The organism is Enterococcus sp. AZ109 (genome assembly GCF_051714625.1).
GTDB lineage: Bacteria > Bacillota > Bacilli > Lactobacillales > Enterococcaceae > Enterococcus_A.
In genome coordinates this window covers 67,848-91,683 of record NZ_JBIOSF010000001.1, presented here as the reverse complement: position 1 = coordinate 91,683, position 23,836 = coordinate 67,848, and the positions used below count along the sequence as shown (strand labels likewise).

Below are 23,836 nucleotides of genomic sequence, written 5' to 3'. Positions count from 1 at the left end.
GGTTAATTAGAATAATTATAAACAAGAAAATTACTCTTCGTTGATCTGATAATAATTATTATAATTTATCCGCTAAAGTTTCGCAAGTGATTCTCAATTAGTTTTTTAAACGAATTTCGCCCTCTTCTTGAACAATCAATTTTTCCTTTAATAGATGTCCAATCGCCCTTTTAAACTGACCTTTACTGATACCAAAGGCTTGTTTAATCTCTTCAGGACTTGATTTATCCCATAATGGCAAACGATGATCATCCTTACGTTGCAGCATTGTTAAAACCATAGCGGCATCATCGTTGATTACTTCATGCGCTCGCGGCTTCAACGACATATTCAAAACGCCATCAGGACGCACGCCGATCACCCGGGCTTCAACTACTTCTCCTAGTCTAGGCTCGTTATATCGTTCAGAAGGATGAATGAATCCTAAGTACAAATCGTCAGTGATTAAAAAGGTTCCCACTACTTTTAAGCGATAAATTGTTCCTTGTTTGTTTTCATTTTGCATTTCAGGAACACCTTTACGACTAAGTGACTGGATATAGGTTTCATCTGCCAACGTACCCCACAGACGTTCTTTTTCGTCCACCCGCAGGCTGATCATCAAACGGTCGCCTTTTTTAGGCCATAATTCCTTCATAGCAGGCATTTCGTCCATTGACACAACGACATCCTTGTCAGGCAGACCTATATCTACAAAAACGCCTAGATCACGACGCACATTGGTTACTTCACCAAAAGCATATTGGCCCATACGTACTTTAGGCAGTATTGTTGTGAAAACCGCTTCTTTTTTTTGATTGATGTAGGCGAAACCTTCAACCGCATCACCGATTTTATATTCTTGATCGGTAATTAAGCGAAACGTTACACCATTTTTTTGGACAAATAAGGTTTGGTCATTTTCATCCATAATAAGTGCAGTAAACACTTGTCCTAATAATTCGTTCATTTTTGTTCTCCTCTTGTTTCTTTGTAATGTAGAGCATTTATTCACAGATAAAGCCAGGGAAATCATTCCCCGGCTTTTTCACTAATTTCCGCCATTTCCTCTAAACCAACCTGTTTTACAGTTAATTGTAACAACATACATTGGCAAATCAGATGGACTCATATTTTTAGTTAATGACGCTTGATTAGACGTTGCATATAAATTGTAATAACCTTCGCCATTTTCAATACGAGCTGGCTCAACGTAATAACCGCCTTCGACGATGTAACCACGGTCAATACACGTTTGAATCACACGTTCTCTAACACCAGGGTTCCAGCCCCATGCTGCATTACTTAAATCAGCAGTCTGGCTTGGATCAGTTTCCATGATTGGTTGGTTAGGACCGCCGGAATTTGTGTTTGAGTTTCGACGTGCTTCTTCAGCCTCTTGTTCAGCTTTTTGAGCTGCCAAGCGTTCTTCTTCGGCTTTTTCTTCTTGTTCGGTTAGCGTTTGATCAACCTTTGCTAAATCTTCTTTTTGCATTTTCACTAATTCTTGATTCACCACCGCATTTACCGCATCATTGGCTGCGTTGTATTGATCGCGTGTGACACCTTCTACGACTGTTCCATCTTGAATTAGTTCATTGAGTGCTTTTTTGGCTGCATCAACTTTATCATATTGTTCTTTGGCCTGCGTGATTGCTTGATCTAGCAGTTCATTGAATTTTTGATCACTAGTATTGATAGTCAGATTAACCGGCTGATCCGCTTTTAATTGTAAATTATCAGCCAACTTTTCGCCATTAATCGCTGGATTAGTGAACAAAGCATTCACTTGCTGAATACTGGTCATTTTATCAGTTAAACGGTCATAGGATGCATCTAAGTCATCATAACGGGAGCTGCCTTTGTACTTGGCAATTTCCTCTGCTAATTTGCTGGTATTTTGACCAACTTTTTCAGCTTTAAGATAGACTAGACTATCATCCGTGTAAAATTCTTCGATCGTTTCTTCCAAGGCATCGATCTCTTGATTCTCTTTCTTAACCTCAGCAATTCTTTGGGCTTCTGCTTCTTTTTCACTATGATAATAATAGCCGCCACCAACACCTAATACTGCAACAGCTGCTAAAGCAATATACCATTTTTTTCGATTCTTTTTCGGCGGACGCACAAAGCTAGTCGTTGCTTCAGATGAAGCCGCAAGCGTTTCTGGTTCAAAAACAGGTTCTGACTCTTCGGCTTTCGCACCCATTGGCTCAGGATCTATCTCAGTGTTAACAGCTGTAACAGGTTCGCTTTCTTGAGAAGAATCCTCTGCCAAGGCTGTCGTTGTTTTGTCTTCTTCAACGATCTCCTCTAGTTCTTTCTTACTTTCAGATTCCGTTGTTTCAACTTCCTCAGGTGCTGTGTTTTCTTCTTTTTCGATCGCTGGCTGAGGTCCTACATCTCTTCGAGGGATGTATTCTCCTCTGTGTTCACGAATATATTGTGCCAAAATTGGATTGGTATCGTCCACATTCGTTTCTGATTGGGCTTTTTCATTTTCTTCCGTGGTGCTTGCCTCATTCTCAGCAAACATTTCTTGGACAGATTCAACTGACATCTGAGACAACTCAGACCATTCAATTTCATCATTTTTATCTTTGGGCGAAGTGTCATTGTCTGACACTAAGGAAAAACCACAATTAGGACAAGTTTCTAATCCGTCGACAGGTTCAAATCGGCAGTTAGGACATTTATGCAATTGAAATCGGCTCCTTTTCTCAATCTTACGCCTTAATCTACCACATCTTTCCCATACTTCCAATAACTTCCAGCCTTTTTTAAATAAAAAAATAGAAAAAAGTGGCTGTGACAGAAAACGTCACAGCCACTGAAAACCGCACAATCGGTGTAACTGAAGCAGCTCTTTTAAGAAATAAGTTAAATAATCGCAAAATTACAAGAAACTATTTTCGGCTTATTTCTGGGAGCTGAACACTTCTATCACAACCTCTGCCTATTTATTCTAGAAAATCTTTTAATTGTTTTGATCTTGAAGGGTGACGAAGCTTGCGCAAGGCTTTTGCTTCAATCTGACGAATTCGTTCTCTCGTTACGCCGAAGACTTTTCCGACTTCTTCTAACGTACGTGTCCGCCCGTCATCTAAGCCAAAACGTAAACGTAAGACGTTTTCTTCACGGTCAGTCAACGTATCCAGAACGTCTTCTAGTTGTTCCTTCAACATTTCTGATGCTGCATGTTCCGCCGGACTGGTTGCCTCTTGGTCTTCGATGAAATCGCCTAAGTGGGAGTCATCCTCTTCACCAATCGGTGTTTCCAACGAAACGGGTTCTTGAGCGATTTTCAAGATTTCCCGTACTTTTTCAGTTGGCAAATCCATTTCGGCTCCGATTTCCTCAGGTGTTGGTTCCCGACCTAAATCTTGCAATAATTGACGTTGTACCCGAATCAATTTATTAATTGTTTCAACCATATGCACTGGAATACGGATAGTTCTTGCTTGGTCGGCAATTGCTCGCGTAATTGCCTGACGAATCCACCAAGTGGCATAAGTTGAGAACTTAAATCCTTTGCGATAGTCAAATTTTTCAACAGCCTTCATTAATCCCATGTTACCTTCTTGGATTAAGTCTAAAAATTGCATGCCGCGTCCGACGTATCGTTTGGCAATGCTGACAACTAAACGTAAGTTAGCTTCTGCCAAGCGTTGTTTTGCTTCTTGATCCCCTTGCTCGATCAACAGCGCCAATTCAACTTCTTCTTGTGCTGTTAACAAAGGTACACGACCAATTTCTTTTAGGTACATGCGGACAGGGTCATTGATTTTTACACCAGTAGGGGCAGATAAATCTTCAACTTGGGCTTGTTTGGCAACTTTTTCATTTGTCTTTAAGCTAGCTTTAGAAGGTTCACCATTTTCATCTACTACACTAATCCCGGCATCTTCAACCTTTTGGATCAATGCATCCATTGCCTCAGCATTCAAAGAAAACGGCGTTGCCAACCGATTGGTTAATTCATCATATACGACTTGTCCCAGTGGTTTTTTTTCCTTAAGAAGTGCTGCTAAAGCTTTTTGGTATTCTTTATTATTTTTTACATCTGCCATTAAATAAATGCCCCTTTCACCTTTAGGCTTGTTTCAAGCGCTTTGTCAATTCGATAATTTGAACCGTTAATTCCAGTTCTCGTTGCTGGTTTCCCGACTTCCTGGCTTCTAGCTGCTCTTTTTGCCGTTGTTTGATTTCATCAGCTATGCCAGAATGGGCAATTACCTGCATCAAGTCATAGATTTCCCGTTCATTACTATCGTCTGACATTTGTAAAACAGAGATATCGATGACTAACTGCTTCATCGAATCTTCTTTTAAATAGTTCAAAAAGTCCGCAAGTACGAACTGCCCATGAACCATCATATAACTATCCAAGTAGAGTAACAATTCTTGGTAGCGGTCATGGATAAATTGAAATTCCTGCTGCACTAGTTGTTCTCGGACGTTGCCTTCATGCATCGCACGATAAATCAACATTCGCTCTGCCTTCTCCAGTCGAGTTAATGCGACCTTAGGAGGTACAGTAATTGTGCTGCTGCGCTGCGGTGTTTGCTGTCGACGCTCCATACGGGAGGTTTGCCGTGCTTGACGCAATTGTTGCTTCAGACTATCTCTCGTTAGATTAAATTCATCGGCTAGCTGACCAAGATACAAATCCTGTTCTACTGGCGATTGAACCTTTACTAGTTCCTCCACCAACCCGTTCAAATAAATGAGCCGATCGGTTTCATTATCCAAGTTCACATCTTTTTTTCGGTAATGCATTTGAAAAACAAAGGGAGTTTGACGACCATGCTGCAGCAAATTCCGCAACTCTTCGGGTCCATACTTTCGCAAGTATTCATCCGGATCCAGTTTTTCAGGAATAGTTACAGCCGATAAACTTAAGCGGCTATGTGCCCCTAGAATCGCCATTGCACGATCGGTAGCAGCTAAACCTGCCTTATCCCCATCGTATGCCACAATCACATGGCTGGTGATACGTTCAATTGCTGTTATTTGCTGTTCAGTCAAACTGGTACCCATAGAGGCTAAACCCGTCTTAATGTCTGCCTGCCAAGCAGCCAGAACGTCCATAAAGCCTTCAAAAAGAATAGCTTCACCTTGCTTACGAATCTCATTACGAGCCTTATCAAAGTTAAACAAGACCTCACGCTTGTTAAACAGCTCGGTTTCCGGAGAATTCAAATATTTCGGTTGACCCTCTCTAGGAAAGTCTGCTGTCTGTAACAAACGACCAGAAAAACCAATTGTTTTGCCACGCGCATCATTTAAAGGAAACATCACTCGTTGATAAAAACGATCACTAAAGCGGCCATCATCTCGTTGGATAAACAAACCACTGCGCGCCATCACGTCTTCTAAAACTCGATCCTTTTGACAAACCTGTACGAGAAAGTCCCGCTGGTTTGGTGCAAAACCGATTTTAAATTCTTCGATCAGCTGATCGCTTAACCCACGCTTATGAAGATACGCTAAGGCCTCTTCACCTGCCTTTGTATTTACCAAAATATGATGGTACAGGTCGCGTATTTTTTCATGCAGGGCAATCAAAGGCTGCTGACGTCCTGCATTTTCATTCGCTGGTTCGCTTGAAATATCAACCCCCAGCGAAATCTGTTCCATGTCAGCAATTTTCTTCACAGACTCAGGAAAGCTAAGACCTTCCAATTCCTGCAAAAAGGTAAAGACATTTCCGCCTTTACCGCAACCAAAGCAATGGAAAATCTGCTTGTCCTCTACGACTGAAAATGACGGTGTCTTTTCTTCATGAAATGGACACAGTCCCACATAATTCTTGCCAGACTTCTTTAACTGAACATATTGTCCAATCACCTCAACAATATCCGTTCGTTCGCGAACTTCATCGATTACTTGTTGTGGAATTCTTTGTGCCAATTATCATCACCTAAGCTTCCAAAAATGCACTAACAGCTACAAAAATCGCCCCAATTCATCTGTTGATTAGAGCGACTTTTAAGGCAAACTTATACAAATATCATTATAGCATATTTTCAGTATATTTCAAGCTTTCGGAATTATTTTTGAATGTTGTAAAACCAGTCAACTAGCCGTTCATTCATGTTGACAATGTCCGCATAAAACATGTTACCGCCATCACTGTACAGATAACCGCCGTTGTAAAGTAAAGATTGCAATTTTACGTAACGATATTGATTTTGAGTACTATTGCCTAACCCTGGAGACAAAACGTCTCTGGAATAAGCTTCAGCTAATTCTACGGAATTTTTACCGCCATTATTTTTTACATAGTCAATGTATTGAAAGCCATAATTATACGCTTGAACTGCAGTGGACAAATCACAGCCGGCCTGCTGGCTCAACTGGTACACTTCGGCAAAATGTTCAACGCCATATTGAATACTTTCTTGTTGCGAGGTGATCTGACCGCGACTGCCATAAGCACTTTCCGAGCTTTGCATTAAGTCTGTTCCAATACCCTTAGATTCTGTGTACATGATTCCTAAGATCGTATCGGTGAAGTCATCAACCCCCATTTCTTGAGCAATAGTTTCCACTTCTTGTCGATATTGATTCACGTTGTTCGTAAATTGATAAGTGCGATAGCCGACAAAACCGACTGCGATAATAATCAATAATAAAAGCGTTCTGATTGTATATTTAAAAAGTTTTCTGAAAAATTTCATATTTATTCCGTCCAAACTATCAAACTGTTTTCTATATAGTACAAGAAGGAGTTGCTCTTTTGAAAGAAAATCTTCAGCATTTTATATTTCTTTAATCATTACTAAAAAAGACTTAATTTTACACGTTGCTCTTATTGGTGTTCATCCTTCTTAAAAATCGGTATACTAGAACAAGTAGGTGATTTTTTGAAGAATGAAAAAAGAACTGCGATGATGTCAGACGGATCGCAAATTTATTATGAAAAATACGGAGAGGGCCCCGCTTTATTCTTACTCCACGGTAACGGAGGAAGTGGTAAATACTTTTCCAGACAGATTAATAGCTTTAGTAAACATTTTAATGTATTTGTAGTAGATAGTAGAGGCCACGGGCGCTCGACTAACACCCAAAGTGAAACTAGCTTTCAACTAATGGCCGAAGATCTATTGACTATCATGGAGGCTGAACAAATTAAAGTGGCTGATTTATTAGGCTTTAGTGACGGTGCTAATTTAGCGATGGTTTTTGCCTTTATGTATCCTGATAAAGTAGATCATTTGATTCTTAATGCTGGCAATACTGGTCCAGAAGGTATTCGCTTGCTTCCGCATTTGGGTAGCTATATTCAATACGCAATCGTTTGGCTTGGTGCCTTTTTTGACGAAGGCATGAAAAATTTTCTTCCGATTTTGCGTCTGTTGTTTCGTGACATTGGATTGTCCACAGAAGATTTGAAAGAAATTAAGGCTCGAACCTTAGTTATCGTTGGTAAACATGACGTCGTAAAGACGCAACACTCTATGTACATCGCTCGTTCGATTCCTGATGCTAGTTTTGCCATTGTTTCTGGACAAGGGCATATGTTTGCCCGGCGTAATCCCAAGCGGTTTAATCAAGAAGTTTTACAATTTTTAATCGAGGACGGGAGTGATTAAATGAAGTCTATTATAGACTGGTTCCATGCCCACTCTAAAAAACTGAAAATGATTTTCCTGCTTTCAGTTGTAGTAATTGTTGGGGTTGAACTAGGTAATATTAGTAAGCAGATCTCATTGAATCAACTAGGCACCATTTTTAGTAACATTAATAAAGGCAATATCCTGCTGATGGCAGTGATCTCTTTGGTCTCAATTACACCGATGTTTGGCTATGATCTTATTTTAAATCGGCTATTGGGGCAAAAGCCTAAGCTGTTTTATTTATTAGAAACCAGCTGGCTGATCAATACATTAAATAACATTGCCGGCTTTGGGGGATTTATCAGCGCTGGGCTACGGTCAGAATTTTATGGCAAAACATCTTCTGGTAAAAAAGTGGTTCAAGCTTTATCAAAAATTCTTGTTTTTACGATGTCGGGACTATCTATCTTTGCGCTGATCTCCTTTTTCTTTGTCATGTTCCACCAAACCAATCCGTACTTAAAACAATATTGGATTTGGTTAATTGGCGGTGGGCTATATTTCCCGATAGTATTTGGCTTAAGCGTCTTTGGCAAAGGTGACTATTTAGGTGATTTAAAAAACAAAGACCGGCTACAGCTGATCGCTACCTCTTTTCTTGAGTGGACTGGCGTATTAGTGTCCTTTATCTCTGTTGGTTTATTGATGGGTATCCGGCTGGATATATTCCAAGTCGTTCCGTTATTTATCGCTGCTACGGTCATCGGGATTGCTTCCATGATTCCTGGCGAACTAGGCAGCTTTGACTTGATGATGATTATTGGCTTATCAGCTTTAGGAATCAATCGCGAAACGGTGATTGCCTGGCTTTTGTTGTATCGTTTATTTTATTATTTTATTCCTTTTTTGATCGGTATTGTGCTGTTTATAAAAAATATTGGAACAACGTTGAACGAGCGCTATAACAATATTCCTAGTGATTTACTCAAAGAGCTTGCCCATAAAATTGAAAGCTTTTTACTATATTTTACCGGAATCATGCTAGTTTTGTCTGCGACTATTCCTGAAGCGTTTGTTCGCTTTCGCTTTTTACGGCAGCTAAATCCGATCCATTCGCAGGCGATCGTGGTTTTTCCGGCGATTCTGCTAGGTTTTTTACTGATCATTGCCGGACGTGGAATCACTGCCCGAGTGAAGCGGGCCTATTATCCAACCATTGCACTAATTGTTTTAACTGGTCTCTACTCCCTAGCAGCAGGCTTTCGTATTTCAAGTGGATTATTTCTTGTTCTATTACTTTTAATCGTTATTTTTTCTAAAGGAGAATTGTATCGCGAGCAATTGGTTTATGGTGCGGAATGGTTGACGATTGATGGTGTAATTGTCGGTGGTTTGACCTTGTTGTACATCGTGATTGGTGTCTACAACAGTCCCACGATTCATCACCGTCATCATTTGCCGGAATTTTTCTTATTCCCTAGCGAAGAACTTTGGATGGTTGGCTTTGTGGCTATCTTATTGGTTTCCATGATTGTCTTGCTGTTCATTCGGTTCTTAAAAGGTAAACATCTCAAGGTTGGCGAACCGTTAAACGAAACACGTGTCCAAAGCATCCTAACAACCTATGGGGGTAACCCTGATAGTCAACTCGTCTTTTTGAAAGACAAAGATGTTTTTATTTACACTGATGGCGAAGTGGATACCGTTTACTTTCAGCTTGCTACCTTTAACAACAAGTTATTAGTCATGGGAAATCCTTCTGGGAAAAAGGAAGACTTTGAAGCCGCAACTGAAGCATTATTGCAGAAGGCTGATCGATACAACTACTCCCCAGTCTTTTACGAAAATAGCGAAGACATGGTGATGACCTTGCATGAGTTTGGTTATGACTTTATCAAATTCGGCGAAAAAGCACATGTTTACTTGCCGGACTTTACGTTAAGCGGCAAAAAAATGAAAGGCCAGCGAGCGAGCTTCAATAAAATGATCAAACAGGGCTTTCATTTCGATGTTCTTCAGCCACCTTTTGATCAAGCAACTATGACACAGTTGAAACGAATCTCTGATGAATGGTTAGGTGGTCGTAAAGAAAAAGGGTTCTCGCTGGGTTTCTTTTCAGAAGATTACCTCCAGCGAGCGCCGATTGCGGTAGTGAAAAATAGCGAGGAAGAGCTGGTGGCATTTGCCAACTTCATGCCTACCTACACCAAAGAAATCGGTACGATCGATTTGATGCGCCATAGCCCTTCAAAGGCCCCTGGCGGCACGATGGATTTCTTGTTTATTAACTTGTTTGAATACATGCGTGATCAGGAAATTCACTATTTCGACTTAGGTATGGCTCCCTTAGCCAATGTTGGAACTTCCCGCAAAAGCTTCATTCAAGAACGAATTGCCTATTTGGTTTACAATTTTGGTTCTCGTTTTTACTCTTTTGGCGGCTTGAAGGAATATAAGGACAAATACGCAACTGAATGGATTCCCGAATATGTTCTTTATTCCCGTGATAGCTGGATTGGCTACGTGATGATCGCTTTGCTGATTACTGACAACGCACCGGTTCAACAGCAGAGTCGCTCGCGAGGTCTTAAACGATTGATCATGAAGGATTAGGGGGTGAACTTATGAATTTGATGATTCGAGCAGTCGACGAAGACAATTGGCGTCAAGTAGTACAGCTGAGTGTTCAACCCGATCAGAAAAACTTTATCGAGAGCAATGCTCAGTCTTTACTGGAAGCTGCATATGATCGCTCCTTGGATTGGCATCCTTTGGCTTTGCATGACGGGGATACGTTAGTCGGCTTTGCTATGGTTGGTGCATTACGTGACCAGAGTATGTGGCTGGACCGAATCATGATTGACCAACATCTTCAAGGGCAAAGCTACGGCAAGCATTTTATTCCTTTACTGCTGGATTATATGCAGGAGAATTTTGCGGTGAACAAGGTTTATCTAAGTGCTCACGAAGAGAACAAAAAAATCTTTGCTTATTACCAACGCTTCGGTTTTGTTGACAGCAAAAAACACGATCCGGCCAACGGTGAACGGATTATGTTTTATTCTTTTTCAAAATAATGATTGCCTTTTGTGACATGACTTGTTAGAATGAAGGAAATTAAACGGACACTTAAGCAAAATCGCCGGGTTTTGCTTTGAGTAGTTGACTATCCCATAGGCCATTGGAGGGATAGCAGCTGCTCTCTTTTTTTTGGAGGTTAGTAGGATGAAAGAGCTTAGAGGTTATGTGACACGCAGTGTATTTAGTACGTTAGGTTTATCGTTGTATATTTTGGCGGATACTTTTTTTATTGCCAATGGAGTGGGTGTCTTAGGTTTGACAGCGCTTAATATCGCTTTGCCGATGTTTAACTTGTTAACCGGCTTGGGCTTGCTGTTAGGAATGGGCGGCGCTACCCTGTTCTCTTTGAAGGCGGGAAAGAATAATTACTTTTCTCAGCTGGTAATGGCGGGAGCAATCATCGGACTGTTCTTTACTTTTCTGGGGATTTTCTTTACCCGTCCGATTGCTGAGTTCTTAGGAGCCAGCAATGATGCGATCGGCTATACCATGACGTATATGCGCTTTATTCTAGTCATGGCACCCTTCTTTATTTTAAACAACCTGTGCTTAGCGTTTATTCGAAATGATCAAAATCCACAGCTGGCCATGAAAGCAATGATCAGCTCGAGTATATTTAATATTGTCTTTGACTATGTTTTTGTCTTTATTTTTCACATGGGGATGGCAGGGGCTGCTTTGGCAACGGTCCTGTCACCAGTGGTCAGCTTACTGATATTGTGTACCCATCGTAACTATTCAAAGCGAAAAATCAGTCTAACTTGGGCCATGCCGAAAATAAAAACAATTTGGAAAAGCACCCAGTTGGGGTTGTCTTCCTTCTTGGCCGAAATGAGTACCGGTGTCAGCATTCTAGTCTTTAACCAAGTGCTGTTGGCTTTAAGTGGCGACATTGCGGTAGCGGCATATGGGGTCTTGGCAAATGTGTTAATTGTCGGCTTGTCACTATTTACCGGAGTTGCTCAAGGTATTCAACCCCTTGTTAGCAGAGCGGCGAGTGTCAAGGATGACAAAAGCATTCGTCAAATTTTACGTTATGGGTTAAAAGTCAGTTTCTCATTAGCAGTGGGATTATATATCATATTGTTCTTTTTCAAGTATCCGATTATTCAGGTATTTAACCGCGATAGTAATCAACTATTGACAGAAGTAGCAGCTTATGGGATTCCGATTTTCTTTATTTCCTTATTTGCTTCCAGCTTTAACGTTGTGTTCAGCATCTTCTTTTCAGCGGTAGGTCAAGCGAAGCAGTCCTTTGTTTTAGCTTTGTCACGAGGCTATTTCTTGTTGATCCCACTAGTGATTCTATTAGCTAAGGCATTTGATCTATTCGGCGTTTGGGTGAGTCTGCCAATCACTGAGATTATTACTTTAGGGATGTCAATTTTCTTCCTGCGTCAGTATTGGCATTTGCAGGTTAAAAGAGAGGATTTAGTTTAGCTTCTTCGTTAAAATGAACAGTAAAAAAGCGGCGAGTTTGCCGCTTTTTTTAATTGGATAAAATATTCCGTTTGGAAAGCATCAATAAATAATCGAAAAAGTCCGTGGTGGTGAGATCTTTTTCATAGACAGCGGCGAGTGACCAATAAATGGGCTTTTCAAAATGCACGTGCTGAATAGGTCCCACTGGATTGGTTAATTCGTTGATCCTGCTGGGAATTAGAGTAGCGCCAAAACCGACACTGGCTAACTTATAGGCAGTAGTGATGTTTTCTGTCTCCATCAAGATCGTGGGTAAAAGATCGCTGGCTTGAAAATACACGTCAGCAATTTGTCTGAGTTTCTGTCCTTTTCGCAACAAAATAAAGGGAATTTTTCGTAGCTGGTCCAGATGAATTTTCTCTGGAAGCTGATTTTTCCCAGGCAGGATTTTTTGTTGCAAAGCCAACATAATCTCCTCACGATAAATGACATCGTAGGTGAATTTGTCATCTGGTGTATAGTGATTCGGCGGCGTGAAAAAGGCAATATCCACCTGTTTCTTTGCTAAACGCTCCATAACATCGATGGTTCGTCCCTCGATAATTTTTAATTCCACTTCTGGATAACGGGCTTGAAATTCAGGTAGAATCCTTGGCAGCAGCAAACTCCCCCAATACCTAGTAATCCCAATCTTTAGGCTGCCCATCTTTACTACTTGTAATTGGGTGAGCTGCTTTTGCATTTTCTCTTCCAAGTAACGTATTTCATAAGCTGTTTTTATAAATTGTTCACCCGCTTGGGTCAAGGTGATTGGCTTGGTTCGGCGGTCGAACAAAAAGACACCTAAATCTTCTTCAAGGTTTTTGATGTACTGGCTCAGTGAGGACTGGGCGATAAAGAGTTGCTTCGCCGCCTTCGAAAAACTACCCGTTTCAGCTACTGTGATCACATAATGATAATTTTTAGACAGCATGTTTTCTCCTATCGGTTTAACAGATACTTTTGATCGCTTAATCGTATTAGACGATTATCCTACTTGATTATACAATAGACTTGTGAGAATAAATAGGAGGGATTTACATGGATGAACTGCGTATTTTAGTTCCAAACGGCATGTTGGGTTATGGCTTTCCCATTGAAGATTTTAAACGAGGAATGGCAAGAAAGCCCCATGCTATTGTAGTGGATGCAGGCTCAACTGATAGCGGTCCGCAAAAATTAGCATTAGGTGAAATGACCTGCCCTGAGGCTGCCTACGAAAAAGAGTTATCGATCTTAGTTCCAGCAGCAAAAAAAGCCGGTATTCCTTTGATTATCAGTTCGGCTGGTGGTGATGGCACCAATCAGCACGTAGATTTATTTGTCGAAATTATTGAAAAAATTGCCAAAACTCAAGCCTTGAACCTTAAAATTGCTTCAATCTATAGCGATATTCCCAAAGAGCAAATTAAGCACGCATTGCAGGCAGGAAACGTCAAACCCATGACCAATGTGTCAGAATTAACCAATGAAGAAATCGACCAAGCAGCTGTGGTTACTGCGCAAATGGGGGCTGAACCTTACCTTGCGCTACTAAAAGATGAAGCAGGTTTCCCTGATGTAATTATAGGTGGACGCAGCTACGATCCAGCACCGACAGCAGCTGTTGGTATTTACTACGGCTTCGATCCAGCGTTAGCTTGGCATATGGGGAAAATTATTGAATGCGGTGCGATTTGTTGTGTCCCTGCGGGTAAAACCGTGTTAGGCACCTTGCGGAAGGATCACTTCTTAATCGAGCCGATGAATCCTCATTCAAAAGCGTTACCACATACTGTTGCCGCTCATACAATGTACGAAAAAAGTAGCCCCACTCATTTACCAGGACCAGGTGGTGCCCTAGTATTAAAGGACTGCAAATTCGAGGCTGAAACTGAACGGATTGCTCGGGTATCAGGCAGCGTTTTCGTTCCCACTGAAGAATACCAAATCAAATTAGAAGGGGCTAAAGTCGTTGGTTACCGTTCCATCACCGTGATGGGCTTGCGGGACCCCATTTTAATCAGTCAGCTAGATGACGTGTTAGACTATGTCCAAAAACAGACAGAAACCGAATTGCCTGATGAATGCCAACAAAGTCAAATCATTTTCCATCCTTACGGCAAAAATGCCATTATGAAGAATTTAGAAGCTTTATCTGATGAGGTAGGTCACGAATTATGTGTCATTGCTGAGGTGGCCTCACCGACGCAAGAAATGGCTCAGCTAGTGGTCAATCGTATTCGGACGACCTTGCTGCATTATCATTATCCAAATCGGGTAGCAACCTCTGGAAATGTTGGGATGCCTTTTACCCCGTTGGAAATTCCGTTAGGCAAAGTTTGCCAATTTAACGTGTATCATTTAATGACCATCACTGATCCGACTGCTCAATTTCCTGTTATTGTTAAGGAGGTCAACTAATTATGAAATTACAAGAATTAGCCCAAGTTATCCGCAGTAAAAATTCAGGTCCCTTTGAATTGACCTTCGATATTTTATTCAAAACCCAAGAGGATTACCAATTTTTTATCGATAGTCAAGTGTTGACCAAAGAAGTGTTTGCTGATTTGTATCAAATTGATCCGCAAGATATTATTACTTTTGAAAGCTTTGAAGCAGCTCGTGGGTTTAAAATCACGATCCCACGCCCGTGGCAGCAAGGAAGTGTCGGCGAAAGTGATATGCACGGTTCGCAGCAGTATGCCAATCTGTTAATCTTGGAACTGCCTGAAAAAGTAGAATAAATAAAAAAGTGGCTGTGACATCAAACGTCACAGCCACACTTTTTTTATTTTTTACCGCCGAAAGCGTCTTTAACTTTACCAAAGAATCCTTCGTCTTTTTGTTCGGTTACTTTTTGTCCACCAGCATCAGCAAACGCGCGTAACGCTTCTCGCTGCTGATCGTTTAGGTTGCGTGGCGTAATGATTTGGACCGTGACTTGTTGGTCGCCATTTGAGTTGCCTCTTAATCTAGGCGCCCCTTTGCCCCGCAGTCTGAATTTCGTACCGGTCTGTGTTCCCGCTGGGATTTTCAGCTTCACATCGCCATGAACTGTTGGCACCGCAATTTCATCACCCAAAGCTGCTTGAACAAAGCTTAGCGGCAAGGTGTAGTAAATCTCTGCGCCTTCTCGATCAAAGATATCGCTTTGTGCGACTTTGAAGACCACATATAGATCGCCGTAAGGTCCACCGTTTACACCGGCTTCTCCTTGGTCAGCTAAACGCATTTGTTGACCGTCTTCTACTCCGGCAGGTACATTCACCTTCACTGTATGAGGGCGTTTTTCGTGACCTGAACCATGACATGTAGGACAAGGATCTTTAATTTCTTTCCCTGTTCCATGACAAACATCACAGGTTTGACGACTCATTACGCGGCCAAGTGGGGTTTGATGTTCCACGTTGACGGTTCCTGAACCATGACATTTATGACAGACAACTGGTTCTGTGCCTGGTTTTGCGCCATTTCCGTGACAGGTGTGACAGACTTCTTCACGGTTGTATTTGATTTCTTTTTCGACACCAAAGATCGCTTCTTCAAATTCTAAGTTTACAGAATATTGCAAGTCTGCGCCTTGTCTTGGTGCATTTGGATCGGCTTGACGACCACCGCCGCCGCCGAAGAATGATTCGAAAATATCCTCAAAACCAAAGCCAGCATTTCCACCGAAACCGCCAGCGCCGCCACCAAATCCGCCAAAGCCACCTGCACCGCCACCAAAGTTTGGATCGGTTCCTGCATGACCGTATTGATCATAGGCTGCCCGTTTTTGCGGATCACTTAATACTTCATATGCCTCAGAAATTTCTTTGAACTTATCTTCAGCATCAGCTTCTTTGTTGATATCTGGGTGGTATTTCTTGGAAAGCTTGCGGTATGCTTTTTTGATTTCATCATCCGAAGCCCCTTTTTGTACTCCTAGGACTTCGTAATAATCGCGTTTGTTAGCCATTGGCTTCCCTCCATCTTTTTAACATCTTATGTATTGTATCATAATTCAAAATCGATACGCATAGTTTCCTGCTATTTTTTGGTGCAAAAGCCAATTTTTTAATGGAAAATAAAAAGCCAAAGCGATGACTTTGGCTTTTTATCGACTGGCTAATTATTTATCATCGTCGTCTACTTCTTCGAAATCAGCATCAACCACATCATCTGCGCCGCCTTGGGCTGCTTCAGGATTTTCTTGTGCTTGTTGTTGTGCTGCTTGTTCGTAAAGTTTTACTGTTAAGTTTTGCACGATTTCATTCAATGAATCGCGTTTTGCTTTCATTTGTTCCAAATCGTTGGCTTCAACAGCAGCTTTCAATTCGTCACGCGCTTCTTCAGCTTTTTTCACTTCATCTGGATCCACTTTGTCTTCTAGTTCTTTCAATGTCTTGTCAACAGAGAATAGCAAAGCATCAATATCGTTGCGTAGATCTACTTCTTCTTTGCGGGCTTTATCCGCTTCAGCATTTGCTTCTGCGTCTTTCACCATGCGTTCGATTTCTTCGTCTGATAAACCTGAAGAAGATTTGATGGTAATTTTTTGTTCTTTTTGAGTGCCTAGGTCTTTGGCAGATACATTTACAATACCGTTTTTGTCGATATCAAACGTTACTTCAATTTGAGGAATACCACGTGGTGCTGGTGGAATATCCGTTAATTGGAAGCGTCCTAGTGTTTTGTTGTCGCTAGCCATTGGGCGTTCCCCTTGAAGAACATGGATATCAACGGCTGGTTGGTTGTCTGCTGCTGTAGAGAAGACTTGTGATTTACTTGTTGGAATGGTTGTGTTGCGATCAATCAACTTAGTAAATACACTACCCATTGTTTCGATACCTAGTGATAACGGAGTAACGTCTAGTAATACAACGTCTTTTACATCACCAGTGATAACACCACCTTGGATCGCCGCACCCATCGCTACTACTTCGTCAGGGTTTACTGATTTGTTAGGTTCTTTGCCTGTTTCCTTACGAACAGCTTCAACAACTGCAGGAATACGAGTTGAACCACCAACTAGGATTACTTCGTCTACTTCAGATTGAGATAAGCCAGCATCTTTTAACGCTTGACGTACAGGAATCTTAGTACGTTCAACTAAATCAGCAGTGATTTCGTCAAATTTCGCACGAGACAAGGTTGTTTCTAAGTGCAATGGACCAGCATCGCCAGCAGTGATAAATGGTAAGCTGATTTGGGTTGAGCTTACGCCTGACAAATCTTTTTTGGCTTTTTCAGCAGCGTCTTTCAAACGTTGCATCGCCATTTTATCTAATGAAAGGTCAATGCCGTTTTCTTTTTTAAATTCAGCAACTAAATGATCAATGATCTTGTTATCAAAGTCATCCCCACCTAGTTTGTTATCGCCGGCTGTTGACAATACGTCGAATACGCCGTCGCCTAGTTCAAGGATCGATACGTCAAAAGTACCACCACCAAGGTCAAATACTAGGATTTTTTGGTCTTTGTCGGTTTTGTCTAAACCGTAAGCAAGTGCTGCTGCAGTTGGTTCGTTGACGATACGTTCAACTTCCAAGCCAGCAATTTTACCAGCGTCTTTAGTTGCTTGACGTTGAGAGTCATTGAAGTAAGCAGGAACAGTGATAACTGCTTTTTCAACTTTTTCCCCTAAGTAGTCTTCGGCAAAGCCTTTGATGTATTGCAGGATCATTGCTGAAACTTCTTGAGGTGTATAAGATTTTCCTTCAACTTCTGTTTTGTAACCAGCTTCGCCAATATGACGTTTGATTGATGAAATGGTATTTGGGTTAGTTACTGCTTGACGCTTTGCAACTTCCCCTACTTGAATTTCGCCATTTTTGAAAGATACAACAGATGGTGTTGTACGATTTCCTTCTGGGTTAGCAATAATTTTTGCTTCGCCGCCTTCTAACACTGCGACAGCAGAGTTTGTTGTTCCTAAGTCAATACCAATAATTTTACTCATAGTTGAATGCGCTCCTTTTATTTTTTATCTATATTATTGTGCTACGATAACCATTGCTGGACGTAACACACGATCGTGTAGTTTATAGCCTTTTTGCAAGACTTGAATAATTGTGTCTGCGGCCACACCGTCTTCTGCCGGCATAGTTTGCAGAGCTTGGTGAAGATTCGGGTCGAAGGCTTCGCCATCCGCCTTAATTTCTTCAATGCCTTCTTCTTTTAAGGCATGACGCAAGCTTTCCAAGGTCATTTCTACCCCTTTTTTCAAGCTTTGGCCTTGGTCATCTGATACTTCAGTTTCCATTGCCCGCTCCAGGTTGTCGATGACTGGAATCAGTTTTTTACCTAAGTCTTGAGAACGGTATTTTTGCAGCTGTTCTCTTTCGTTGCGGTTGCGGTTGGTGATATTGGCAATCTCCGCTCGGGCTCTTAAATACTGGTCTTCAAGTTCATCTACTTTTGCCTGTAACAGCTCTTCTTGTGAAGCTTCCACTTCTTCGGTTGCGTCAGTTGCTTCGGTTTCTTCAACTTCCAGCTCTTCATTTTTTTCTACTTCTTTTTCACTCACAATTGGGCCCACCTTTCTTCCCTTATTTTGATTTGCATCAGCAGGGAGTCACACTTATTTCTTGTCTTTTTTGCTTTCTTCGTACGCCTCCGCAAAGGCTTCTGTCTGTTCTTCGGTCATACCAGAATCATCGACAGCTTCTTCGGAAATTTGGTCATACTCAGTTTTTTTATTTTCAAAAGCTTTTTCAACAGCTGCAGCTTCTTCTTCGGAAACACCAGACATATCGACAGCTTCTTTATCGAATTCTTTATCGCTCATTGTCAACAGCTCCTTATTGATCGGATCGATCAAGCGAACGATAATAGTCCGCCAGTTTACTTCCAAGCTCCCTGCGGAACACGTCAATCAAACTAAACATTCGGGAATAAGGCATGTTTGCTGGACCCAACAAACCGATTATACCCTTTCCATGTCCTTCGATCTCGTAACTTGCTTGGATCAGGCTCATATTATCAAAAAGTTCATTGCCTAACTCTGTACCAATCCGAATATGAATCGGTGAGGTAAAAGGAAGCAAAAGCTGTGTTAACTCACTTGGGTCTTTCATTAACGAATACATCATCTTAAGCTGCTGTACATCTGGATCATGATTGTAGTTGAGAATGTTCATTCCGCCACTGACAAAGACCTTTTCTTCAAAGGCTTCATTTAAAATGACATCAAACAGATGGGAAATGCCGTCGGTTGTTTGAAAATACCGATGCAAAATCATCGGAATCTCTGTCCGCAGTTTCTGATACACTGTCAACAGTGGTTCGCCGACTAAACGGTCATTGATAATCGCCACCATTTTCTCCAAGTCGCTGCTTTCCACGTTCTCGGGAATACGGAAGACTTGGCTCTCTACGTTGCCGCGGTCGGTCACGATAATCGCTAAGATCTGTCGGTCATTTAAAGGAACAATTCGAAAGCCGGTCAGCTTGCGGTCCTTCATCTCAGGTCCTAAAGAAAATGCCGTATAGCTGGTCACTTGGGAAAGAATGTCTGCCGACTGACGAATGATATCGTCAATCTCGTGAATATCCTTCTTTAAGGAAGAGCGGATTTGGTCCACCTCTTGCTCCGTTACCAAGCCTGGCGTCAGCAGGTGATCTACGTAATAACGATACCCCTTCATTGATGGGATACGTCCAGAAGAAGAATGTGTCTTTTCCAACAAACCGTATTCTTCCAATGCCTTCATGTCATTTCTGATCGTTGCTGAACTGGCATTGACGCCTTCTTCCATCAATTTCTTCGAACCAACTGGTTGCCCGTTAGTGGTAAATTGCTGGATGATTAAACTAAGAATTAAATTTTGTCGTTGCGTTAACATGATCTTCACCCTCTTGTTAGCACTCTTTCTTGATAAGTGCTAACTCGATTACTAATATAACATACTGTCGCTAGAAGTCAAGTAATTATATACAAAAATTAGCACTCTGGTGTCGAGAGTGCTAATCGTCTGATTCAATTAAAAATTGTTCAAAAACATCGTTGCCCCGAAACAGGCCTTTTTGCGTTAACTGTAGGGCTTTTGGGGTCTCTTTTAGCAATTCATTCGCCACTAAATCATCAATTTTAGCGCGGTAAATATCCTCAAGGGAACAGTTAAATTTTTGTTTAAATTTTTGTTTATCTACCCCCGCAAGCTTTCTCAAACCTAAGAACATTTCCTCTTCGATTTGCGCTTTTCGCGTTAATTGTTCCTCTTCAATTACTGGCAGCTTATTTTCTCTTAAAGGCTTTAAGTAATGTTGAATCGGTCCATGATTTTTGTACCGGCGATTTCCTAAATAACCGCTAGCACCTGCTCCGATTCCGTAATAGTTTTCGTTATTCCAATAAACCAGATTGTGTTGGCTCTCAAAACCGGGTTTAGCGAAATTACTGACCTCATATTGATGCCGTCCGGCTTTTTCCATGGCTTCGATTGTTTCTAAAAACATTTGAGCTTCTACTTCTTGATCCGGCAGCTCTAGCTTGCCGCGACGTACCCAGTTCATAAACATGGTTTTGTTTTCTAGAATTAATGAATACAAGGAATAATGGGGCAAATCCAGCGCTAAAGCACGCTCAACGGTGTCTCGGAAGCTTTCCAAGGACTGTCCGGGCAACGCATAGATTAAATCAATTGAAACGTTGGAGAAATCTTTTTCCTCTAACAAGGCAATTGTCTGATAGACATCTTCTGCTGTATGTTTGCGGCCGATTTTCTTCAGCAACCGATTGTCAAAGGTTTGCACCCCCATCGACAAGCGATTGACACCATACGTTTTCATCACGTCCAATTTCTCAGCCGTTAAGTCCCCCGGATTGGCCTCTACGGTGAACTCTCCTTGACTAAAAGGCATCACCCTACGAAGACCACCTAACAGACGGTCCAGCTGTTGAGGATTCAATGAAGTGGGTGTGCCGCCGCCTACATACAAGGTCTTACTAGAAGCAGCCGGATGGCTCGTTTGTAAAAGTTGCGCCTCCTTAAGCAAGGCTTCGATATATTCATCTACTGGCTGCCCTTCAATAAACACCTTATTGAAATCGCAGTAGTAACAAATGTGTTCACAAAATGGAATATGGATGTAGGCAGAGATATCTTCGGTCCCTGATCTATGTAAAGTTGACATACTAAGTTCCTTTCAAATCACAAAATACTTGCAGGCGACTTTTTCAAAAGCCTTTCTTACTATTTCATCATCCGGAAAAGAAGTCAAGCGATTGCTTAGATTCCCTATTGTTTTTTAGCAACATTCATTCGCTTTTTCCGCTACGCTTCTTTATCATAAAGAAAAGAACCCTAAGGAGGCTGACCATCATGCACTTTGCAGAAATCGCTCTTACTTCAGAAAAATTAGCAGAGGTAAAAGCAATCTATTATTCCTCATTCCCTGAAAAAGAACAGCATCCATTTGACTGGCTAGTGAAGAAAGCTCAGCAAGAAAAAGGACACTTCGCCGGTCTGATTCACGAAAATCAAGTGATAGGGATGACCTATTACACCGTTAACGAAGGTATTGTCTATGTATTTTACTTTGCCATTGACCCAACAATTCGCTCGCAAGGATATGGTCAACAAATGATGCAGGCACTTCAAGAAAAATTTCTCGGCTGCAAGCTAATGCTGCTCATTGAAGAAATTCTGGAAACCGCCGCAAATAACGCTGAAAGAATCCGTCGTAAAGACTTTTATTTAACGAACGGATTCGAAAGTAAGAATGATTTTGTTGAAGTCTTAGGTGCCACCTTTGAGCTGCTGCATTTGAAAAGTGTTAATTCTTCGATAAAAGATTATCGAAAGATCAAAACCTATTTTTATTCCGAGCACCAAATAAGCGATTGAACCCTTCCCGCATATTTAAGCAAAAAGAAAGCCGTCAGATTATCGCAACGGATAATTCTCACGGCTTTCTACTATTATAATGTCTTTTTTACTACTCTTTTTTGGTTACCCCAAATATAACTCTCACGAAAATGGCAAAAACCAACACGACAAGGAGTGTTTGAAGAACCAGCTTCAGCGGAATTTTTCTCCCGGCATTTGCTGCCATATCTTCACTCGTTGCTACCGATGCCTCTTGCAGTTGAGCCGCTTTTACCATAATTCGATTATCGGTAGCTCCTGCCTGATCACAGGTCAGTAGCGTTAGCTCGCCTCTGTCCGTTTCATCCACCACCGAGATTTGCGTTTCTGAGATGACTTGATTCTTAGTTACTTCGTATGCGTAGTCTTCTCCTAAATAATTCAGCAGGATACTTGCGCCATTTTCCAGTTGTCCCAGACCACCGAACAGTAGTTCAGAATACCCGACATGATGCCCGACAATGACGATATTGTTGTTTTTGGGGTTTCTTTCCGGAAACATCGTCCCCGCTCCGGTTAACAAATCCACCGATTCTAATCCAGCAAAAACGGGTAATGTCATCTCCAAGTCTGGAATAACCAACGTACCCATCGCTTGATTCGTCGTTGTGGGATTTTGTAACACATCCGTCAACGTAATCGGTTCGATCTGTTGGAATTTCGGTTCAATCGTTTCTATCTGACTGTTTATTTCAATATCTTCTGATTGATGAAAAACCAATAACCAGCCTTTGGCAATATTCAAGCTGATAAAGGCGGTTCCAACGATTAAAAGTGCCAGCATCAGCACACGTAAAACAATCTTATTCATTTTTCTTTTTATTTTTTCTGACTAACAAAATGACCACAATCAATAGTAACAACACGATTGCGCCTAGCAGGTAGTAAACCCAAGTCAGATCTGGTTTGTTTTCTTGTACGTCCACATCAGCTTCATTAAAGGAAGATGCCGTTTCTCGCGTAACTTCAAAAGGTTGTTCAAACTCCCAGCGTTGCTGGTAATTTTGTGGATTGCCTTCAGCGTCTTCCCCAAAGGTAAACTCCCCTTCAGCCGATTTGACTGCATACGCTGTAGCACGATAGACATAATTGCCCGCTTCTAACTCTTGCCCGTCCAATGGGATACTGTACCAGAAGGAGGAATTAGGCGCCATTTGCATGTTTTCAGTTGTTGAAGAGTAAAGAGCAGTGTCTTCCCCTTCTCTAAATACTTCCCCTTGAATCGCTAAGCCGTTCACATAATAAGGCGCAGTGTTTTCAAAATGCCCTCTGATGACATTTCTGACATTCCGTTGCGCCGCTTCTGCTTCAGTTAGTTGCAGCTCGCCGACACCAGATGTTTCTGATTGATTTAACAACACCGCAATTGCAAAGGCAAATTTATTTTTTACCGCTACGCCTTGTTCATTGGTGGACTCTGCCGTTTCATCTTCGGCGGCTTGTAAAGAAAGACCCCCGGCAATCACGCCAGGAATTTCTTCATTGGGCATTCTTACTTTAAAGGTATACACCTGCTGAGCACCGGCAGGAATCGTTACTTGTTCTTGGTATTCAACTAAATCTTCAAAGGGATGCGTCAAAGAACTATGTACAGGAATGTCATTAGCCGAATACTCTACAACCCCATTATCATTTGTTTTCGCATTGGATAAAGCGACATTGACCGTTACATCTTTATCGGTGCCATTCGCTAATTCCACACTTAGTTCTTGTTCTTGCCCAGGCTGCATTAACACATCGTAATAGCCTTTTTGTCCGGCAATTTGGTTTTCTGGTAACACGGGATTCACACTGAAGGGAAATTCGGAAGCTTCAGCGGAGATGCCTGCACTGATACTAAACATAAGAGCGATAAAACTACTAATAAGTAAAATGACTGAGAATCTATTCTTCATGACGTTTTTCCTTTCAAATGAACGG

At 41.5% G+C, this 23,836-nt stretch carries 21 protein-coding genes; 7 read left to right on the top strand and 14 right to left on the bottom strand.

Translation table 11 applies throughout. From position 1 onward, the window contains the following. Nucleotides 1-97: 97 nt before the first annotated feature. From IGI42_RS00425 to IGI42_RS00405, 5 genes are all read right to left on the bottom strand, one after another. Nucleotides 98-949 carry a CvfB family protein gene (locus IGI42_RS00425; protein ID WP_438713559.1) on the bottom strand — a complete coding sequence of 284 codons (852 nt, stop codon included), beginning with the start codon at nucleotides 947-949 and terminating at the stop codon, nucleotides 98-100. 81 nt (nucleotides 950-1,030) lie between these two features. Further along, on the bottom strand, nucleotides 1,031-2,680 hold the full coding sequence (locus IGI42_RS00420) for a cell division site-positioning protein MapZ family protein (protein ID WP_438713558.1): 1,650 nt from the start codon (nucleotides 2,678-2,680) through the stop codon (nucleotides 1,031-1,033). Between the two features lie 259 nt (nucleotides 2,681-2,939). Beyond that, nucleotides 2,940-4,049: an RNA polymerase sigma factor RpoD gene (gene rpoD, locus IGI42_RS00415; RefSeq protein WP_438713557.1), complete on the bottom strand. Its 1,110-nt coding sequence runs from the start codon at nucleotides 4,047-4,049 to the stop codon at nucleotides 2,940-2,942. 22 nt (nucleotides 4,050-4,071) lie between these two features. Next, complete coding sequence (dnaG, locus tag IGI42_RS00410) at nucleotides 4,072-5,892, bottom strand: DNA primase (protein ID WP_438713556.1); 1,821 nt, start codon at nucleotides 5,890-5,892, stop codon at nucleotides 4,072-4,074. Nucleotides 5,893-6,032: 140 nt separating this feature from the next. Next, a complete protein-coding gene (locus IGI42_RS00405; protein ID WP_438713555.1) occupies nucleotides 6,033-6,662 on the bottom strand; it encodes a lysozyme family protein in 630 nt (209 codons plus the stop codon). Nucleotides 6,663-6,848: 186 nt separating this feature from the next. On the opposite strand from IGI42_RS00405, the gene IGI42_RS00400 reads away from it, so the two are divergent. From IGI42_RS00400 to IGI42_RS00385, 4 genes are all read left to right on the top strand, one after another. After that, nucleotides 6,849-7,577 (top strand): alpha/beta fold hydrolase, encoded by a 729-nt coding sequence (locus IGI42_RS00400; RefSeq protein ID WP_438713554.1) that lies wholly within the window; start codon nucleotides 6,849-6,851, stop codon nucleotides 7,575-7,577. Continuing rightward, a complete protein-coding gene (mprF, locus tag IGI42_RS00395) occupies nucleotides 7,578-10,154 on the top strand; it encodes a bifunctional lysylphosphatidylglycerol flippase/synthetase MprF (RefSeq protein ID WP_438713553.1) in 2,577 nt (858 codons plus the stop codon). Nucleotides 10,155-10,165: 11 nt separating this feature from the next. Beyond that, nucleotides 10,166-10,618: a GNAT family N-acetyltransferase gene (locus tag IGI42_RS00390; RefSeq protein ID WP_438713552.1), complete on the top strand. Its 453-nt coding sequence runs from the start codon at nucleotides 10,166-10,168 to the stop codon at nucleotides 10,616-10,618. Nucleotides 10,619-10,766: 148 nt separating this feature from the next. Beyond that, nucleotides 10,767-12,062 (top strand): MATE family efflux transporter, encoded by a 1,296-nt coding sequence (locus IGI42_RS00385; RefSeq protein ID WP_438713551.1) that lies wholly within the window; start codon nucleotides 10,767-10,769, stop codon nucleotides 12,060-12,062. Between the two features lie 49 nt (nucleotides 12,063-12,111). Here IGI42_RS00385 and IGI42_RS00380 read toward each other — a convergent pair whose 3' ends face one another. After that, complete coding sequence (locus tag IGI42_RS00380; protein WP_438713550.1) at nucleotides 12,112-13,017, bottom strand: LysR family transcriptional regulator; 906 nt, start codon at nucleotides 13,015-13,017, stop codon at nucleotides 12,112-12,114. A gap of 107 nt (nucleotides 13,018-13,124) precedes the next feature. On the opposite strand from IGI42_RS00380, the gene IGI42_RS00375 reads away from it, so the two are divergent. After that, nucleotides 13,125-14,486: an acyclic terpene utilization AtuA family protein gene (locus tag IGI42_RS00375; RefSeq protein ID WP_438713549.1), complete on the top strand. Its 1,362-nt coding sequence runs from the start codon at nucleotides 13,125-13,127 to the stop codon at nucleotides 14,484-14,486. A 2-nt stretch (nucleotides 14,487-14,488) separates the two neighbouring features. Next, nucleotides 14,489-14,809, top strand: coding sequence for a DUF4387 domain-containing protein (locus IGI42_RS00370; protein ID WP_438713548.1), 321 nt, complete (start codon nucleotides 14,489-14,491; stop codon nucleotides 14,807-14,809). A gap of 44 nt (nucleotides 14,810-14,853) precedes the next feature. On the opposite strand, the gene dnaJ is transcribed toward IGI42_RS00370, so the two are convergent. From dnaJ to hemW, 6 genes are all read right to left on the bottom strand, one after another. After that, on the bottom strand, nucleotides 14,854-16,023 hold the full coding sequence (gene dnaJ, locus IGI42_RS00365; protein WP_438713547.1) for a molecular chaperone DnaJ: 1,170 nt from the start codon (nucleotides 16,021-16,023) through the stop codon (nucleotides 14,854-14,856). Between the two features lie 153 nt (nucleotides 16,024-16,176). Then, nucleotides 16,177-18,006, bottom strand: coding sequence for a molecular chaperone DnaK (gene dnaK, locus IGI42_RS00360; RefSeq protein ID WP_438713546.1), 1,830 nt, complete (start codon nucleotides 18,004-18,006; stop codon nucleotides 16,177-16,179). Nucleotides 18,007-18,039: 33 nt separating this feature from the next. Beyond that, a complete protein-coding gene (gene grpE, locus IGI42_RS00355; RefSeq protein ID WP_438716979.1) occupies nucleotides 18,040-18,576 on the bottom strand; it encodes a nucleotide exchange factor GrpE in 537 nt (178 codons plus the stop codon). A 51-nt stretch (nucleotides 18,577-18,627) separates the two neighbouring features. Beyond that, nucleotides 18,628-18,834 (bottom strand): hypothetical protein, encoded by a 207-nt coding sequence (locus IGI42_RS00350; protein WP_438713545.1) that lies wholly within the window; start codon nucleotides 18,832-18,834, stop codon nucleotides 18,628-18,630. A 13-nt stretch (nucleotides 18,835-18,847) separates the two neighbouring features. Then, a complete protein-coding gene (hrcA, locus tag IGI42_RS00345; RefSeq protein ID WP_438713544.1) occupies nucleotides 18,848-19,891 on the bottom strand; it encodes a heat-inducible transcriptional repressor HrcA in 1,044 nt (347 codons plus the stop codon). 121 nt (nucleotides 19,892-20,012) lie between these two features. Further along, entirely contained in the window at nucleotides 20,013-21,182 is a 1,170-nt protein-coding gene (hemW, locus tag IGI42_RS00340) for a radical SAM family heme chaperone HemW (protein ID WP_438713543.1), read from the bottom strand. Between the two features lie 107 nt (nucleotides 21,183-21,289). Between hemW and IGI42_RS00335 the strand changes: the two genes are divergently transcribed. Then, nucleotides 21,290-21,895 (top strand): GNAT family N-acetyltransferase, encoded by a 606-nt coding sequence (locus IGI42_RS00335; protein ID WP_438713542.1) that lies wholly within the window; start codon nucleotides 21,290-21,292, stop codon nucleotides 21,893-21,895. 91 nt (nucleotides 21,896-21,986) lie between these two features. Here IGI42_RS00335 and IGI42_RS00330 read toward each other — a convergent pair whose 3' ends face one another. Both IGI42_RS00330 and IGI42_RS00325 read right to left on the bottom strand, forming a co-directional pair. Beyond that, a complete protein-coding gene (locus IGI42_RS00330; protein ID WP_438713541.1) occupies nucleotides 21,987-22,727 on the bottom strand; it encodes a class A sortase in 741 nt (246 codons plus the stop codon). Continuing rightward, on the bottom strand, nucleotides 22,720-23,811 hold the full coding sequence (locus IGI42_RS00325) for a DUF916 and DUF3324 domain-containing protein (RefSeq protein WP_438713540.1): 1,092 nt from the start codon (nucleotides 23,809-23,811) through the stop codon (nucleotides 22,720-22,722). The genes IGI42_RS00330 and IGI42_RS00325 overlap by 8 nt, the downstream gene beginning before the upstream one ends. Between the last annotated feature and the right edge of the window lie 25 nt (nucleotides 23,812-23,836).

What these genes read in the sequence shown, in the direction of transcription:
- IGI42_RS00425 (WP_438713559.1), bottom strand. Translation starts at nt 949, where the DNA reads ATGAACGAATTATTAGGACAAGTGTTTACTGCACTTATTATGGATGAA.
- dnaK (WP_438713546.1), bottom strand. Translation starts at nt 18,006, where the DNA reads ATGAGTAAAATTATTGGTATTGACTTAGGAACAACAAACTCTGCTGTC.
- IGI42_RS00380 (WP_438713550.1), bottom strand. Translation starts at nt 13,017, where the DNA reads ATGCTGTCTAAAAATTATCATTATGTGATCACAGTAGCTGAAACGGGT.
- IGI42_RS00370 (WP_438713548.1), top strand. Translation starts at nt 14,489, where the DNA reads ATGAAATTACAAGAATTAGCCCAAGTTATCCGCAGTAAAAATTCAGGT.
- IGI42_RS00375 (WP_438713549.1), top strand. Translation starts at nt 13,125, where the DNA reads ATGGATGAACTGCGTATTTTAGTTCCAAACGGCATGTTGGGTTATGGC.
- hrcA (WP_438713544.1), bottom strand. Translation starts at nt 19,891, where the DNA reads ATGTTAACGCAACGACAAAATTTAATTCTTAGTTTAATCATCCAGCAA.
- IGI42_RS00350 (WP_438713545.1), bottom strand. Translation starts at nt 18,834, where the DNA reads ATGAGCGATAAAGAATTCGATAAAGAAGCTGTCGATATGTCTGGTGTT.
- rpoD (WP_438713557.1), bottom strand. Translation starts at nt 4,049, where the DNA reads ATGGCAGATGTAAAAAATAATAAAGAATACCAAAAAGCTTTAGCAGCA.
- IGI42_RS00325 (WP_438713540.1), bottom strand. Translation starts at nt 23,811, where the DNA reads ATGAAGAATAGATTCTCAGTCATTTTACTTATTAGTAGTTTTATCGCT.
- mprF (WP_438713553.1), top strand. Translation starts at nt 7,578, where the DNA reads ATGAAGTCTATTATAGACTGGTTCCATGCCCACTCTAAAAAACTGAAA.
- IGI42_RS00405 (WP_438713555.1), bottom strand. Translation starts at nt 6,662, where the DNA reads ATGAAATTTTTCAGAAAACTTTTTAAATATACAATCAGAACGCTTTTA.
- dnaJ (WP_438713547.1), bottom strand. Translation starts at nt 16,023, where the DNA reads ATGGCTAACAAACGCGATTATTACGAAGTCCTAGGAGTACAAAAAGGG.
- IGI42_RS00385 (WP_438713551.1), top strand. Translation starts at nt 10,767, where the DNA reads ATGAAAGAGCTTAGAGGTTATGTGACACGCAGTGTATTTAGTACGTTA.
- hemW (WP_438713543.1), bottom strand. Translation starts at nt 21,182, where the DNA reads ATGTCAACTTTACATAGATCAGGGACCGAAGATATCTCTGCCTACATC.
- IGI42_RS00330 (WP_438713541.1), bottom strand. Translation starts at nt 22,727, where the DNA reads ATGAATAAGATTGTTTTACGTGTGCTGATGCTGGCACTTTTAATCGTT.
- IGI42_RS00390 (WP_438713552.1), top strand. Translation starts at nt 10,166, where the DNA reads ATGAATTTGATGATTCGAGCAGTCGACGAAGACAATTGGCGTCAAGTA.